The sequence below is a fragment of the Sphingomonas panacis genome, from assembly GCF_001717955.1.
GTDB lineage: Bacteria > Pseudomonadota > Alphaproteobacteria > Sphingomonadales > Sphingomonadaceae > Sphingomonas > Sphingomonas panacis.
Genome location: NZ_CP014168.1, coordinates 19513 through 33529, shown reverse-complemented (window position 1 = coordinate 33529; position 14017 = coordinate 19513). Strand labels below are relative to the sequence as shown.

The window sequence follows — 14017 nt, the reverse complement described above, 5'->3', positions numbered from 1 at the left end:
AAGCTCCTTGCGAGACATTGCTGCGCTCCTGTGGGGCTGCCGCCTTCGCGACAGCGAGCGCCGGCACCGCTCACGGTAAGGCCAAGCCGCGCATCACCTGCGCTCACGCCGCCGGACGCTGCGATCCCGCTACATCCACTGCGTTCAGCGACGCGATCGGGCGTGTCGAAAGCGACCGGCGCAACGTCGAAGCGGTCGATCGCCCGGCGAGCGGCGTGCGTCGCCGTGCCCCCCTTTCTGGAGTTCGCCATGAGTCCGCTTCCCGAGATCAACCTTGCCATTCACCATCCGCCGCGCGGGGGTTCCGATCGGTTCGCGTTGGCGGTCACCAGGCTGCTGCGGTTCGTCGCCGACCGCTTTTTCGCCAAGCGTTATGGCCACCGTGCCATCGTGCTGGAAACCGTCGCGGCGGTGCCGGGTATGGTCGGCGCCACGCTTGTCCATCTGCGTTGCCTGCGGCGGATGGAATCGGATCGCGGCTGGATCCGCACGCTGATGGAAGAGGCGGAAAACGAACGCATGCACCTCATGACGTTCCTGGAAATCTGCAAACCCACGCTGTTCGAGCGGCTGATCGTGCTGGTCGTCCAGTGGCTGTTCTATCTCGGCTTCTTCGCCCTGTACCTGCTCAGCCCAAGGACCGCGCACCGCCTGGTCGGCTATTTCGAGGAAGAGGCGGTGATCAGCTACACGCATTATCTGGAAGAGATCGACTCAGGCCGGAGCGCCAACGTCCTCGCCCCCGCGATCGCCCGCCGCTATTGGGATCTGCCGGAGGGCGCGACTTTGCGCGACGTCGTCCTGGTCGTGCGCGCAGACGAGGCCCATCACCGCGACGTGAACCACGCCTTTGCCGCCGATCTGGGCGGCGGCGCCCCGGGCGACGTCGCGCCCTATCCGTGGCACGCCCCGGAGTGGGATGCGGAGGCGGACGCGCTCGAACCGGCGCACGCGCCGCTCGCGCAGGGCTAGCCGACGTGGACCAGGCGCACTTCCTTGAGGATACCAATACCGCCACCGGAGACGACACCGTGCATCCCCTCCCGACCAGCCCCGCGATCGGCCCGCCGGGCCGGCTCGCGAAACGCATAGCCGCCGCCGTTCTGGCAATGCAGACCGCCTGTGCCAGAGGGGGGCCGTCGCTGGTGTTCCTGGGGACGTATTTTCCCGTCTGGCTGGCCTGCTCGGTGTTCGGCATAGCGATAGCGGGTGCGGCGCGCATGCCGATGGTCCTGTGGGGCCTGTCGCAACGATTTCCCTACCAGTTGCTGCTCTGCACCGTGATCGGCGGGGCGTCCGGCATCCTGGTTGGCCGGTTGTGGCTCGGTCTGTGAACTTGCGTTGAGGGAAAGCGCCGGCCAGCGATCCGCTGGTGTCGCTGGCGATCGTCGTGCTGGCGGTCGCGCCCGCCGAAACAGCGCCGTCAGCGAGCACGTCCCGCTTGGCTTGCGGTCGAGCAGCGCGGGGGCTGACCTTGAACGTCGACAATGACGGCGCGAAACTCCACGACGAGATCGCGCTCACCACGTCGAGCCGCGCGCGGCGCACCGCGCCCCCCTCGGTACCTCGACACGTTCGAGGACGGTCCCCGGATCGAATCGACCGGGGTGAGCCGACGACGCGCATCAGTGCGAAATGCGCACGGGTTTCCATGCGGGACGGGGGCAGGATGCACGGCGGCTGGGCGGCGCCGTCATGGTGATCGCAGACGGTCCGCGAAGGACCGCCCGCTGCGCCGGCAACGGGAATGGAGGGCCTCAGCCAGGGCGAAGACGGGACGGCGCCGTAGCGCGCGACACGGTGTCGCGCGCATGACGGTACACAGTCACTTCAGCCCGAGCGCATCGCGGATCGTGTAGAACATGTCGGTCTGGTCGGTCAGTCCGGCGAAATTGGCCGCACGCGGGCCGTAGGCGGCTATGCGAAGCTGTGTGCCGGTATGACCCTGCGAACCCACTTCCGAGGTGCCGTAGTTCACCGTCAGGACGCTTCCGTCCTTGGTCAGCAGCGCTTCGGTAAGCCCCGGCGCCTTGCTGCCATTGCCGATGATCTGGCTGGTATGCGCGTGGTCCGCAGTGACGATCACCAGCGTGTGCCCATCGGCCTTGGCGAAGTTCAGCGCGACCTGAACGGCCTCGTCGAGATCGACTGTCTCGCCTATCTGGCCGCACGGATTCGCCGCGTGATCCTCCTTGTCGATCGAGGCACCTTCCACCTGCAGCAGGAAGCCCTTCGGGTTCTTGCGCAGCAGCGCGATTGCCTTGGTCGTCATCGCCGCGAGTGTGGGTACGCTGGCGGAGCGTTCCGCATTGACCTCGCAGCGGACGGGCGGCTGGTCGAGATTACCGTGGTGGCTGGCCTTCGGCCCCTGCCAGCGCACCGGCATGTTGCCTTGCGCGAACAGGCCGAGCAGCGGATGCGTCCGGTCGGCGGTGGTGATCGCGTCCAGTTCGGCGGCGTCCTGCACCACGACGAATCCCCGCGCGCGCGCCTGATCGAGCAACGTCTTGTCCTGCCACGAACCGGCCTGCGCGGTCTCCCCGAACGCGGCCGCGCCGCCGCCGAGCGCGACATCGGGGCGGGCGTTGAGCAATTGCTCGGCGATCGAGCCCGCGCCGCCCTTCTCCAATGCGTTGGTCGGGCACAGCTTGCTGGTCACGACCGGGCCGAAGCAGGCGCGCATGGTGACGTGTGCGATCTGCGCGGCCGGCGTCGCATCCTCGATCTCGGCGGTGGTGACGTCGCCGGTGGCATAGCCGGCACGTTTTGCAAGCTCGATCAGGGAGGCATGCGGTGCCTCGCGAATGTCGACGCCGATCGCGCCGTTATAGCTCTTCACGCCGGTGCTCCACGCGGTCGCGGACGCGGCGGAATCGGTCACGTAGTTCGGCTTGCCGGTCGCTTTCTCCAGTGAATAATGCGTGTACTGGCCGGTCACCGGCAGGGCGTCGATGCCCTTGAAATATCCGCCAGCGCCCTCGGCATAATCGCGGGCGAGGGTGATTTCGGAATCGCCCATGCCGTCGCCGATGAGCAGAATGACGTTGTGTACCACGCCATCCCGGATCAGCGTGCGGTACGTTGCGGTCATGTCGCCTTTGATCCGGCGTGCACCGTCCGGTTGGCTGAGATCCCCTTGTGCGGCGCGTGCGAGATCAGCAGGTGCTGACTGCCCGCTGGCGGCGGTTGCCGCGGCGAGGGCGAGAACGGAGGCAAGCGAGAAGCGGGGCAGAAAGGTCATCGGCGTTCCTTGGTCGGCGGAGGTTCGCCGCGCCCGAGGGCGACGGCCGAGACTGTTGCTAGCGGCGTTCTTTTGCAGGAATGATACACTGAGCGATGGCGTGGCGGGCCGCACGCCAGGAATGGCCGACACGCGGCCTCGCGGCACTGCGCCGCTCCGGCGCGACCTGCCGATGCCGGTTTGATGAGCAGAGCCATGAAAGGAACGTCCCCACCCGGGCGGCGCTCCGGGTGGGGGCAGGGTCGATAGAACTTTGCGCTCGCGCCGAAAGTGAAGATGCGTCCCGCAGTGGTATAGACTTCGGGGCGATCGTAACCGACGCTGGCGAACGGTCACCGTTGGCCATGATCTGGTGGGGTATCAGTTCGCCGTCGCCGAAAGCGCGGTGAACCTGGTACCGGATCGGTTGGGGGAGGGCGGTTTGCCTTGCGATCTCGTGCGCAGATCGCGGCGGCTCTCGGCCGCGAATGATTGCGGATCTCGGCATTCCGGGGTTCTGCTCTAAGGTGCCGTGACGCGTCCGTCCTTCATCAAGCCCCATCTATCGGTGCTGTGCGTCCTCGAGATGGCTCTCGGCGTACTTCGTCTGCAGTTCCGTTTCGGACTGAAGCAGAACGGCAGGTCACAGGAACTGCAATGCTGTTAATTTTCTGAGGGAAATCGCGTAGCAGGGACCATGACACGCATCAATTTCGAGCTCTTGGACCTGCGAGCCCTGATCGCTGTCTCGGACATACGGAGCTTCCATCGCGCGGCCGAGCAACTCGCACTGTCACAGCCTGCTCTCAGCCGCCGCATTCAAAAGCTGGAACAGGCGGTAGGCGCGCCGTTGCTGGAACGCAGCAGTCGCAACGTTCGGCTGACGCCGGCTGGTCAGCAAGTTCTCCCGCTGCTTCGTCGGATGGTCGAAGAGATCGATGGCTCGCTTGTCGGCAGCATGGCCTCGGGCGAACACCGGGCTGGACGAATTACGGTGGCCAGCGTTCCCAGCGCGACCGTTCGCTTCATGCCGAACGTTCTCAAGCGCTTTGGTGAGGAATATCGCAACGTCCGGGTTCGCATCCTCGACCTATCCGCAAACGAATGCGCGGAAGCGGTACGCACCGGCGATGCCGAATTTGGGCTGTCGCTCCCGATCGCTTCCGACGCGGACTTGTCCTTTGAGCCGCTCATCGATGATCCTTACGGCTTGATCTGCCGACGTGACCACCCGCTGGCAGAGTTCGAACAGCCGGGTTGGGCAGATCTGCATGGTCATCGGTTGGTGACCGTGCATCGTGCCAGCGGCAACCGGACAACGCTTGAAGCTGGTTTGGCAGCAGAGGGAATCCACCTCGAATGGTTCTACGAGGTGACGCGGCTAACCTCGGCGCTTGCGCTGGTCGACGCAGGGCTTGGTCCCTCCGTGCTGCCGCGTCTTGCTTGTGAAGGTCCCGATGCTCGCGATCTCGTCTGGAAACCGCTCCAAAACCCAACGATCGTTCGAACCATCGGTCTGTTAAAGCGACCTTCCGCACCGATCTCACCCGCTGCCGCGCGGCTGGTGACGCTCCTTACCGAGTCGTGGCGTGAGGCGGCACGCGAACCGCGCTGATTGTTGCGCCGCCCCAACGGGCGATCAGCAGTGTCGCGCTGATATTGGCGAACCCGCTGGTGAGTGCCCGAACCGTGGATAGCAGACGATCGACCGCGATCAACATCGCCGCGGCGGCGACTGGCACGTCTGGCAACAGCGACAGCGTGAGCAGCAGCGCCGAAAAGCCGCTGCCCGTCACGCCAGCAGCGGTCTTCGAGGTTCCGAGCATAACCAGGCAGTAGATCGCGACCTGTCTGGGCGACAGCGTGAGGTTCAGGGTTTCGGCGAGGAACAGAGTCGCAACAATGAGATAAACGGCGGTCCCGGCGAGGTTCAGCGTATAGCCAAGCGGCAGGACGATGCCGACGATCGCGGGCGGTGCCCCTAATGCTTCCAGCTTGCTCATGATGCGCGGCAGGACGACCTCGGATGACGAGGTGCCGAGCACGATGAGAAATTCCTCGCGGAAGTGGCGCAGCACAGCGATCGGCGGCAGCCCAACCCACAATCGAACGGCGCTGAGCAGGATCGCCAGCAACAGAAGGCTGGCCCCTAGCAATGTCGCAACCAACGCGCCGAGCGAACCAATGAACGCGATCCCATAGGTGCCAACCGTGAAGGCGATCGCTCCAAATGCCCCTACGGGCGCCGCCCGAATCAGGAAGGAGAAAATCGCGAATTGCAGTTGCGTCAATCCGCGGATGGCGCGCGCGATTGGTTCTCCCGCGGTGCCGATCCGCAGCAAGCCAAATCCAACCAGTCCTCCGATGAACAGCACTGGCAGCACGTCGCCCGCCGTGAATGCCGAGAAAAACGTGTCGGGCACCAACCTGAGCAGAAAATCCCCCGGTCCATCGATACGTCTGCCGCCAAGTTCGCGCCCGAGATCGATATGTGGCATGACACTTGGGACCGCCAGCCCGTTTCCGGGACGCAAAAGCCCGACGACGAGCAGGCCGCACAGCAAGGCGAGAACGGTAATCGCAAAAAAGACAAGCAACGAACGCACCACGGTCGAGCCGATCTGACGAGCGCCCCCTTGCGCGACGATGCCGTCGACAATCGTACAAAACAGGATCGGCGGGACCATCATCCGCATCGCCTTGACGAAGGCTACACCCAGCGGCGCGAGGCCGACGCCGAAGCTTGGCCAGACATGACCAATCAGCGCGCCCAGCAGGATGCCGACGATCATCTGCACGTATAGTTGCCGCGCTATTCTCCTCATCCGCCCCCTTTTCATGCGCGAAACGCATCGTGAGCACCGATCATTGCATTTGATGAAGACCGATTCAACGGCTCTATAGCGCGGAAAGCGATGGTGTCTGCCGAAGACGCCGTCGCTTGAAACGACCGTTCTCGAAAACGGCGTAGAGTGGGGCGGTATGCGACAGGCAACATCATTCGACTTGAAGGACGTCCGTCCGCACGGCCGCCGCCGGTTCCTCGGATCGGTCGCGATGTTGCTCGCGCCGCTGCTCGTCGGCTGCCAACCCGTTGCAGCCGTCCGATCGGTACCGCCGGTCGCCACCGCCTCGCTGATGGTCTTTACGTCAGGCGGCTTCAATGCGGCGTTCGATACACTGGCCGCGGCCTACAGCCGCGGGACGGGAACCCGGATCGCTGTCGCGCATGGTCCGTCAATGGGCGAAACGCCCAACGCAATTCCCGCGCGCCTCGCTCGACACGAACCCGCCGACGTCGTCATCCTGGCGCGATCCGGGCTCGACCGGCTCGTCGCGGAAGGCAGCGTGGTGCGCGGGACCGAGGTCGACCTCGGTCTGTCACGGATCGCCGTCGCCGTACGCGAGGGGGCTCGCATTCCCGATATTGCTACGCCCGACGCGGTACGTGCCGCGCTGCTGCGCGCCAAGTCGGTCGCATGGTCCGATAGTGCCAGTGGCGTCTTCATCCAATCGACCCTGCTGGACCGGCTGGGCGTCGCGGATCAGGTTCGCCCCAAAGCCAAGATGATACCGGCGACGCCGGTTGGGGAAATCGTCGCCCGCGGAGACGCGGAGATCGGTTTTCAACAACTGAGCGAACTGAAGCCGGTCAAGGGTATCCGCATCGTTGGCCTGCTGCCGGAATCGCTTCAGAAGGTCACCGCCTTTTCGGGCGGTGTCGTCGCCTATTCGCGACATCCGGCCGGGGCACGCGCCCTCCTTAGCTATCTTTCCTCCCCGAAAGCAGATGCCGCGATCCGTGCAAGCGGCCTTGAGCCTGCAAGACGAAAGGCGTCACGATGACCGCACATACCGCCGGCCAACCCGGTGGGGGCGCCACCCCGCTCGCACCGCGAAAGATATCCGCCTTCAAGTCGATCTTCATCGTTGCGAGCGGCAACTTTCTCGAAATGTTCGATTTCATGGTGTTCGGCTATTACGCCACATACATCTCGAAGGCGTTCTTTCCGACCGGTAGCGAGTTCGCGTCGTTGTTGTTGACGCTCATGACCTTCGGCGCGGGGTTCCTGATGCGGCCGGTCGGCGCGCTGGTGCTGGGAGCCTATGTCGATCGCCATGGCCGGCGCAAGGGCCTGCTCCTCGTGCTCGGGTTGATGGCGATGGGTACGCTGGCGATCGCGATCACGCCGACATACGAACAAATCGGTCTCGCCGCGCCGCTCATCATCTTGGCGGGGCGCCTAATTCAGGGCTTGTCCGCTGGCGTGGAGGTCGGCGGCGTCTCGGTGTATTTGAACGAGATCGCGCCGCCCCACCGAAGAGGATTCTTCACCTCGTGGCAATCGGCCAGCCAACAGGCGGCCGTCGTGTTTGCGGCGCTGATCGGACTCCTCGTCTCCACCAGCCTGGACGCCGAGACGATGCAGGCGTGGGGCTGGCGCGTGCCGTTCATCATTGGCTGCGTCATGATCCCGTTTCTTTTCATCATCCGCAGCCATGTCGAGGAGACCGACGCTTTCCTGAACCGGAAGGAACATCCTAGGGTCAGCCAGATCATGCGGATCATTGGCGCCAATTGGGGCCTTGTCCTCCAGGGGGCGCTGATGGCGGTGATGACGACCGTCTTCTTCTACATGATTACCGCTTATACGCCGACCTTCGGTGGCAAGGTTCTCAACCTCGGCGCGGGAGAAAGCCTGTTCGTAACTGCCTGCGTCGGCGTCGCGAATTTCGTGCTGCTGCCGGTGATGGGCGCGCTGTCGGACCGGATTGGCCGCCGGCCGCTGCTTGTTACCGCGTCGGTTCTGGGAGCGCTGTTCGCGTATCCGCTGATGAACTGGCTGGTCGCCGCGCCGACCTTCGGCAAGCTGCTGACCGTCGAGCTGCTGCTCGCCGCTATCTACGCGACCTATAACGGCGCATTCATCGTTTACTTGACGGAAGCGATCCCGCCGCACGTTCGCACCGTCGGTTTCAGTCTGGCCTATAGCATGGCGACGGCCATCTTCGGCGGCTTCACGCCGGCGATCAGCACTGCGTTGATCGGTGCCACCGGAGACAAGGCAATCCCAGGCGCGTGGTGTGCCGCTGCGGCGCTGCTCTCGCTGCTCGCGCTGCTGGTCGGCGACAGGCTGAACCGGAGGAGCACGAGCCTCGCCTGACCCGACGCACACCAATAACGAAAACGAAAAACAGGGAGAGAGATCATGATTTGGAACGCCAGGAAGAAGACTTTGGCTTGTGGAAGTGCGCTGGCGCTGACGTTAGCCGCGCCCGCAGCGGCACAGGGTGTGACTACGCCGCAGAGCGCCGCGATCGATCCCGCCGCCGCGGCGAATTCCTCGGCCACGTCCCCGTCAACTGACGCAGCTCCGCCATCCGCTGATGCGGCGCAGCTTGAGGCGGCGTCACCCGCGGCCGGCGCCGGTGGTGATATCGTCGTCACCGGCTCGCGGATCGCCACCGGGTTCCAGGCGCCGACCCCGGTCGCGATCACCACGTCCGAGCAATTGCGCGCCGCCGCACCCAGCAATCTGGCCGATGCGCTCAACCAGTTGCCCGTATTCAACGGCAGCACCAAGACCAGCACCCCCAGTACGACGAACGTCGGCGCGACAAGCGGGCAGAACCTGCTTAACCTGCGCGGCCTGAATCCCAATCGCACGCTGGTTCTGCTCGACGGCCGGCGCATGCCCTCGACCAACGCGTCAGGTTCGGTGGACATCAACGTTCTGCCGCAGGAACTGGTGCAGCGGGTTGATGTGGTGACCGGCGGCGCCTCCGCCGCTTACGGGTCGGATGCGGTCGCCGGGGTCGTCAACTTCGTGCTCGACACCCGGTTCACCGGGCTGAAGGCAGAGATCCAGAGCGGCATCTCGACGTATGGCGACCTGCCGCTGGCGGGGGTTTCGCTGGCCTATGGCCACAGCCTCAACGGCGATCGGGGGCATATCATCGCGGGCGTCAACTTCTTCCATCAAGATGGCCTGCGTGCCGATCAGGAGACCGGCCGCGATTGGTTCGACAACAATTACGGGCAGATCCCCAATCCGGTTCGCGGAGTTCTGCCCGCCAACCTCATCATCCCCAACATCCGCAGCTCGATCGGAACCTTCGGCGGATTGATCACCTCCGGTCCGCTGCGCGGGACGCAGTTTGTCGGCAACGGCACCCCGGCGCCGTTCAACTACGGCACGATCACCGGCACCTCGTTTCAGAGCGGGGGTGATGGCGCGCGCGCCAACATCGGCCTAAGTCCCTCCCAGACACGCTATTCGGGGTTCGCCCATGCGGAATATGACGTGGCGAGTGGCGTACAGGCGTTCGCCGAGGGGCTCTATTCGCACAGTCACACCGTACAGGGTGCGTTCTACAGCCAGAATGTCGGCGGGGGCGCGCAATACACGATCTTTCGCGACAATGCGTATCTCCCCACTGCCATCCGCGACCGGATGATCGCGGCGAATGTCCAGTCCTTCACTCTCGGCCGGTTCGAAGGCGAGCTGCCTCTGGTTGAAAACGATTCGACGATAGACGTGTATCGCGGGTCCGTCGGGCTGAAGGGCGATTTCGGCGGCACGTGGAAATGGGACGCATCCTACACCTATGGTCGTTCCGACCAGGAGCTTCGCCAGAACAATCTGACGATCAACCGCCCGCTCTACGCCTCGGCGGATGCGGTGCTGAGTCCTTCGACTGGGCAGGTGGTCTGCCGTTCGCAGTTGGCGGGCCTCGACCCGAACTGCGTACCGCGAAATCTGTTCGGTCCGCAGCCCGCCAACGCTGCCGCTACCGACTATGTGACCGGAGACAACGTTCAGTGGCTCCGACTGACGCAGCAGGTGGCGGCGTTCAACATCTCGGGAGATCTCGGTGAGACAATTCGACTCGCCGGCCCAATTTCGGTGGCGTTCGGCGGCGAATACCGCCGCGAACATGCGCGTCAGACGGTGGATGCGCTGTCGCCCACGGTGAATGATTTGACTGGTATCCGCGGTTTCCCGACACAGCTCCAGGGCAAGGTTGGTCCCTATCGGTTCTTCAATCCGCTGCCTTTTTCGGGCGGATACAATATCAAGGAGGGATATCTGGAGGTCGGCGTTCCCGTTCTGAAAGATGTGCCGCTGGTCCGTTCGCTCGATTTGAATGGCGCGGTGCGCTACGCCGACTACAGCCAGTCCGGCGGCGTCGTGACGTGGAAGGCGGGCGCCGTCTGGGATTTGGTCGAGGGGCTGCGGCTGCGCGGTACGCTGTCGCGAGACATCCGCGGACCGAACGTCCTCGAACTGTTCAACCCCGCCAGCCAGGTGAGCAACAACGTGATCTACAAAGGGGTCACTACCGCGAACCTCAACATCGCGATGGGGAACCCGAACTTGAAGCCGGAAAAAGCCCAAACCCTGACGTTTGGGACGGTGCTGCGCCCTGCGTTCCTGCCCGGGTTCCAGTTCTCAGCGGATTATTACCGCATCACGATCGAAGGTGCGATCGATACGTTGAACGAACAGCGCATCGTCGACGAATGTGCCGCCGGGAATACGGCGCAATGCGACAATATCAGCGTGACCTCGGCGAACACGCTGGTCATCATCCGTCGCGCGCTCAACCTCAACCAGCAGCGCGCCGCCGGGATCGATTTCGAGGCGAGCTATCGCACTTCGCTGGGAGACGGCAACCTGTCGCTGCGCCTGTTCGCCAATCGGGCCACGATCAATGACAGCACCTCGCCCGGTTCTGCACAACGTGCCAATCTCGGCGGAACCACGACGCCGAAATGGAGCGGCCTGCTCCAGGCGACCTACAGCCAAGGCGACTGGTCGATCTTCGCTCAGGAGCGCTACATCGGGGCGGCGCTTCTCGATCCCACCCGGGTCGAGGGGAGGGACATCGACCGGAATTCGACGCCGGCCGTCTTCTACACCAACCTGACCGGAACCTATAACCTGCACGTCGGAGGGGGGAAGCAACAGATGTTTCTTTCGATCGCGAATCTGTTCGACAAAGCTCCGCCGATCTCGCCGCCGCCGGTGACCACCTTCACCACTGCGGCGAGTAGTGCCTATGATCCCATCGGCCGGTATTTCACCGCCGGCCTGCGGGTGACCTTCTAGTGAGCGCGGAACCGGCTATCCACGCAACGCGCCGCGGGGTTATGGGGATGATTGGCGCTGGGGGCGCCGCCGCGATGATCGGGGAGCCCGTGCTTGCCCGGAGCACGGCGACGTCCGCGCACGGCGCCGGGTTTAACCGCTGGGCGAGCCCGGCCGCTGCCGGCTTTGGTGACATCGGGGCGGTGGAGCAAATGCTCTTTCCATTGGCGACCACGTCGCTGATGATCGTGCGTGGCGGCAAGCAGGTGTGGACATATGGGGACGTCACCCGGCCGAGTTATCTCGCCTCCTCGCGTAAAAGCGTGCTGTCCATGCTCTACGGCGGACCAGTCTCCCGTGGCGAGATACGGCTCGATGCGACGCTGGCCGAGCTCGGCATCGACGACGACGGCGGGCTGCTGCCTATCGAAAAAACAGCGCGGGTCCGGGACATCCTGACTGCCCGGTCGGGCGTCTATCACGCCGCCGGCAGCCCAGGGGGCGTCGATAACGGACCGGCGCGCGGCTCGCACAAGCCCGGAACGTTCTTTCTCTACAACAACTGGGACTTCAACGTCGCCGGCGCGATCTTCGAAACATGCACTCACCAGACGATCTTCGGGGCGTTCGCACGCGATCTGGCGGGGCCGCTCGGGATGCAGGATTTTGATCCGTCGCGCCAGCGCATGCTGGGTTATGCGCCGCGCCGCTCCCGCTATCTCGGCTATCACTTCTTCCTGTCCTGTCGCGACATGGCGAAGCTGGGCCAGTTGATGATCAATCGCGGGCGCTGGAATGGTCGCCAAATCGTTCCGGCCGCCTGGGTCGCAGAGAGTACAGCGCTCCACGTGCGCGGCCGCGAAACCGGGACGAGCGGGATGGGGTATTCCTATTATTGGTGGCTTCCATCGGAAGTTCGCAAGGGCGCCGCCTGGGCAGGGTCTTTCGCCGCTCTGGGTAACTACGGCCAGTATATCGTGTGCCTGCCAGCACTTGATCTCGTCGTAGTGCATCGCAGGGCGGTGACCGACGAATTTGCAATTGCTCGCAACCTTGGCCGTACCGCCGCTTCGCCGGCGGGCGGTGAGCCCGCGATGCTGCCGATAATGGATGCGATTGTCGCCACCGTCCGGTCCTGAGCTGAGCGCGTGCGCCTTGCGGGAAACGGGGGCGGCCACGAGCGGCGATCAACGGTTCGAACGATTCAGCGCGATCGTCCGAACCGTTGATCGCGAGTCGGACAGGCTGTCCGTATAATCGCGACGAACACGCCGCATGACGGCAATTGCTTCACCCCTAGCAATCCTGCAATCGGCCAATGAATGGATCACCCCGCGAACTCGGGCGGCTACCGCCCCATCGCCCTTGTTGTCGCGTTCGCGCTCTTCATGCAGCAGCTCGACGCGACTGTGCTGACAGTCGCGCTGCCGGCGATGTCGCGCGACCTCGGCGTGCCGGTTACGGATCTGAGTCTGGCGCTTACGGCCTACCTTGTCGCACTCGCGATGTTCATTCCGGCGAGCGGGAGGTTGGCCGACCGCTTCGGGTCGCGCACCGTATTCTGCGGTGCGATCGTGGTGTTCGTGCTCGGTTCGGTTGCCTGCGCCCAGGCGATCGGAGCCAATTCCTTGATCGCGGCCCGTTTCGTTCAGGGCCTCGGCGGCGCGATGATGATGCCGGTGGGGCGGCTTGTACTGCTACGCAGCGTTCGGCGAGAGGATATCGCGGCGGCCTTGTCATGGCTGGTGATGCCAGCGCTCGTAGGGCCAATCCTCGGGCCGCTGATCGGCGGATTCTTCGTAACCTACCTTGATTGGCGTTGGATCTTTTACGTCAACGTGCCGATTGGCATCGTCGGCATCGTGTTCGCACTTTTCTCGATACCACAGGTTCGAGCAGAGGCGCGGTCGCGGTTCGACCTGACGGGTTTCGCCCTGTCTGGCGTCGCGCTCGCCTGCCTCGTTTTCGGCTTTGAAATGGTAAGCCGCGGCGCTCACATGGCGGTCATCGCGCTGCTGCTGGGTGGCGGCGCATCGCTCTTCGCCGCCTACGTGTTTCATGCGCAGCGGACGACGGACCCCATCCTCGATCTTTCGCTGCTGCGAATACCGACCTTCGGTCTTTCCGTCGCGGCGGGCTCGCTGGTGCGCGTTACGCAGGGCGCACAGCCCTTTTTGCTGCCGCTTATGTTTCAGCTCGGATTCGGGCTGTCCGCGGCGGCGACTGGAGCGATCACGATGACGGGCGCAATCGGCGCGCTGGCGATGAAGCCGATCGCGCCGAGTATCCTGCGCCGTTTCGGATATCGCGACAGCTTGACCATCTTCGGTGCCGCCGCGAGCCTGGGCTATGCGACGTGCGCGTTCTTCCGCCCGGGTTGGCCAATCCCTGCCATGGTCGCGGTGCTCCTGTTGTCGGGTTTTTCTATGTCGTTCTTGTTCACGGGCTACAATGCCATTGCCTTCGTCGACGTCGACAAGGCACGGATGAGCGCGGCGACCAGCTTCTACGCGACGTTGCAGCAGCTTAGCCTGTCTCTGGGCATCTGCCTGGCCGCCGCTGCGCTTCAGAGTTGCACACGTCTTTGGGATGCGTGCGACACGGAGCTGAACCGCTTCACCGTCGCGTTCCTGAGCGTGACGGTCATGTCGGCGCTGTCAATCATCTGGAATCGTCGCTTTGCAGCAAATGCTGGCCGGTAAGC

The 14017-nt window shown here is 64.2% G+C and carries 10 protein-coding genes; 8 read left to right on the top strand and 2 right to left on the bottom strand.

All coding sequences use genetic code 11. From position 1 onward, the window contains the following. The first annotated feature begins 249 nt into the window (after positions 1 to 249). Together J0A91_RS00110 and J0A91_RS00105 are read left to right on the top strand one after the other, a co-directional pair. The gene (locus tag J0A91_RS00110) at positions 250 to 972 is read left to right on the top strand and encodes an alternative oxidase (RefSeq protein ID WP_069206881.1); all 723 of its coding nucleotides are present in this window, start codon (positions 250 to 252) and stop codon (positions 970 to 972) included. A gap of 5 nt (positions 973 to 977) precedes the next feature. After that, positions 978 to 1334 (top strand): hypothetical protein, encoded by a 357-nt coding sequence (locus J0A91_RS00105; RefSeq protein ID WP_083224407.1) that lies wholly within the window; start codon positions 978 to 980, stop codon positions 1332 to 1334. Positions 1335 to 1825: 491 nt separating this feature from the next. On the opposite strand, the gene phoA is transcribed toward J0A91_RS00105, so the two are convergent. Continuing rightward, entirely contained in the window at positions 1826 to 3241 is a 1416-nt protein-coding gene (gene phoA / locus J0A91_RS00100) for an alkaline phosphatase (RefSeq protein WP_069203207.1), read from the bottom strand. 676 nt (positions 3242 to 3917) lie between these two features. On the opposite strand from phoA, the gene J0A91_RS00095 reads away from it, so the two are divergent. Beyond that, positions 3918 to 4835 carry a LysR family transcriptional regulator gene (locus J0A91_RS00095; protein ID WP_069203206.1) on the top strand — a complete coding sequence of 306 codons (918 nt, stop codon included), beginning with the start codon at positions 3918 to 3920 and terminating at the stop codon, positions 4833 to 4835. Here J0A91_RS00095 and J0A91_RS00090 read toward each other — a convergent pair. Beyond that, positions 4795 to 6012: a cation:dicarboxylate symporter family transporter gene (locus J0A91_RS00090; RefSeq protein WP_069203205.1), complete on the bottom strand. Its 1218-nt coding sequence runs from the start codon at positions 6010 to 6012 to the stop codon at positions 4795 to 4797. The two genes, J0A91_RS00095 and J0A91_RS00090, sit on opposite strands and share 41 nt — an antisense overlap. A gap of 214 nt (positions 6013 to 6226) precedes the next feature. Between J0A91_RS00090 and J0A91_RS00085 the strand changes: the two genes are divergently transcribed. From J0A91_RS00085 to J0A91_RS00065, 5 genes are all read left to right on the top strand, one after another. Next, complete coding sequence (locus J0A91_RS00085; RefSeq protein WP_240502139.1) at positions 6227 to 7066, top strand: substrate-binding domain-containing protein; 840 nt, start codon at positions 6227 to 6229, stop codon at positions 7064 to 7066. A 119-nt stretch (positions 7067 to 7185) separates the two neighbouring features. Next, positions 7186 to 8385 (top strand): tricarballylate/proton symporter TcuC, encoded by a 1200-nt coding sequence (tcuC, locus tag J0A91_RS00080; protein WP_276204599.1) that lies wholly within the window; start codon positions 7186 to 7188, stop codon positions 8383 to 8385. Positions 8386 to 8430: 45 nt separating this feature from the next. Continuing rightward, the gene (locus tag J0A91_RS00075) at positions 8431 to 11334 is read left to right on the top strand and encodes a TonB-dependent receptor plug domain-containing protein (protein ID WP_083224405.1); all 2904 of its coding nucleotides are present in this window, start codon (positions 8431 to 8433) and stop codon (positions 11332 to 11334) included. After that, positions 11334 to 12452, top strand: a complete 1119-nt coding sequence (locus J0A91_RS00070; protein ID WP_069203203.1) for a serine hydrolase domain-containing protein — start codon at positions 11334 to 11336, stop codon at positions 12450 to 12452. The genes J0A91_RS00075 and J0A91_RS00070 overlap by 1 nt, the downstream gene beginning before the upstream one ends. 183 nt (positions 12453 to 12635) lie before the next feature. Continuing rightward, positions 12636 to 14015 (top strand): DHA2 family efflux MFS transporter permease subunit, encoded by a 1380-nt coding sequence (locus J0A91_RS00065; RefSeq protein WP_069203202.1) that lies wholly within the window; start codon positions 12636 to 12638, stop codon positions 14013 to 14015. Positions 14016 to 14017 lie beyond the last annotated feature (2 nt).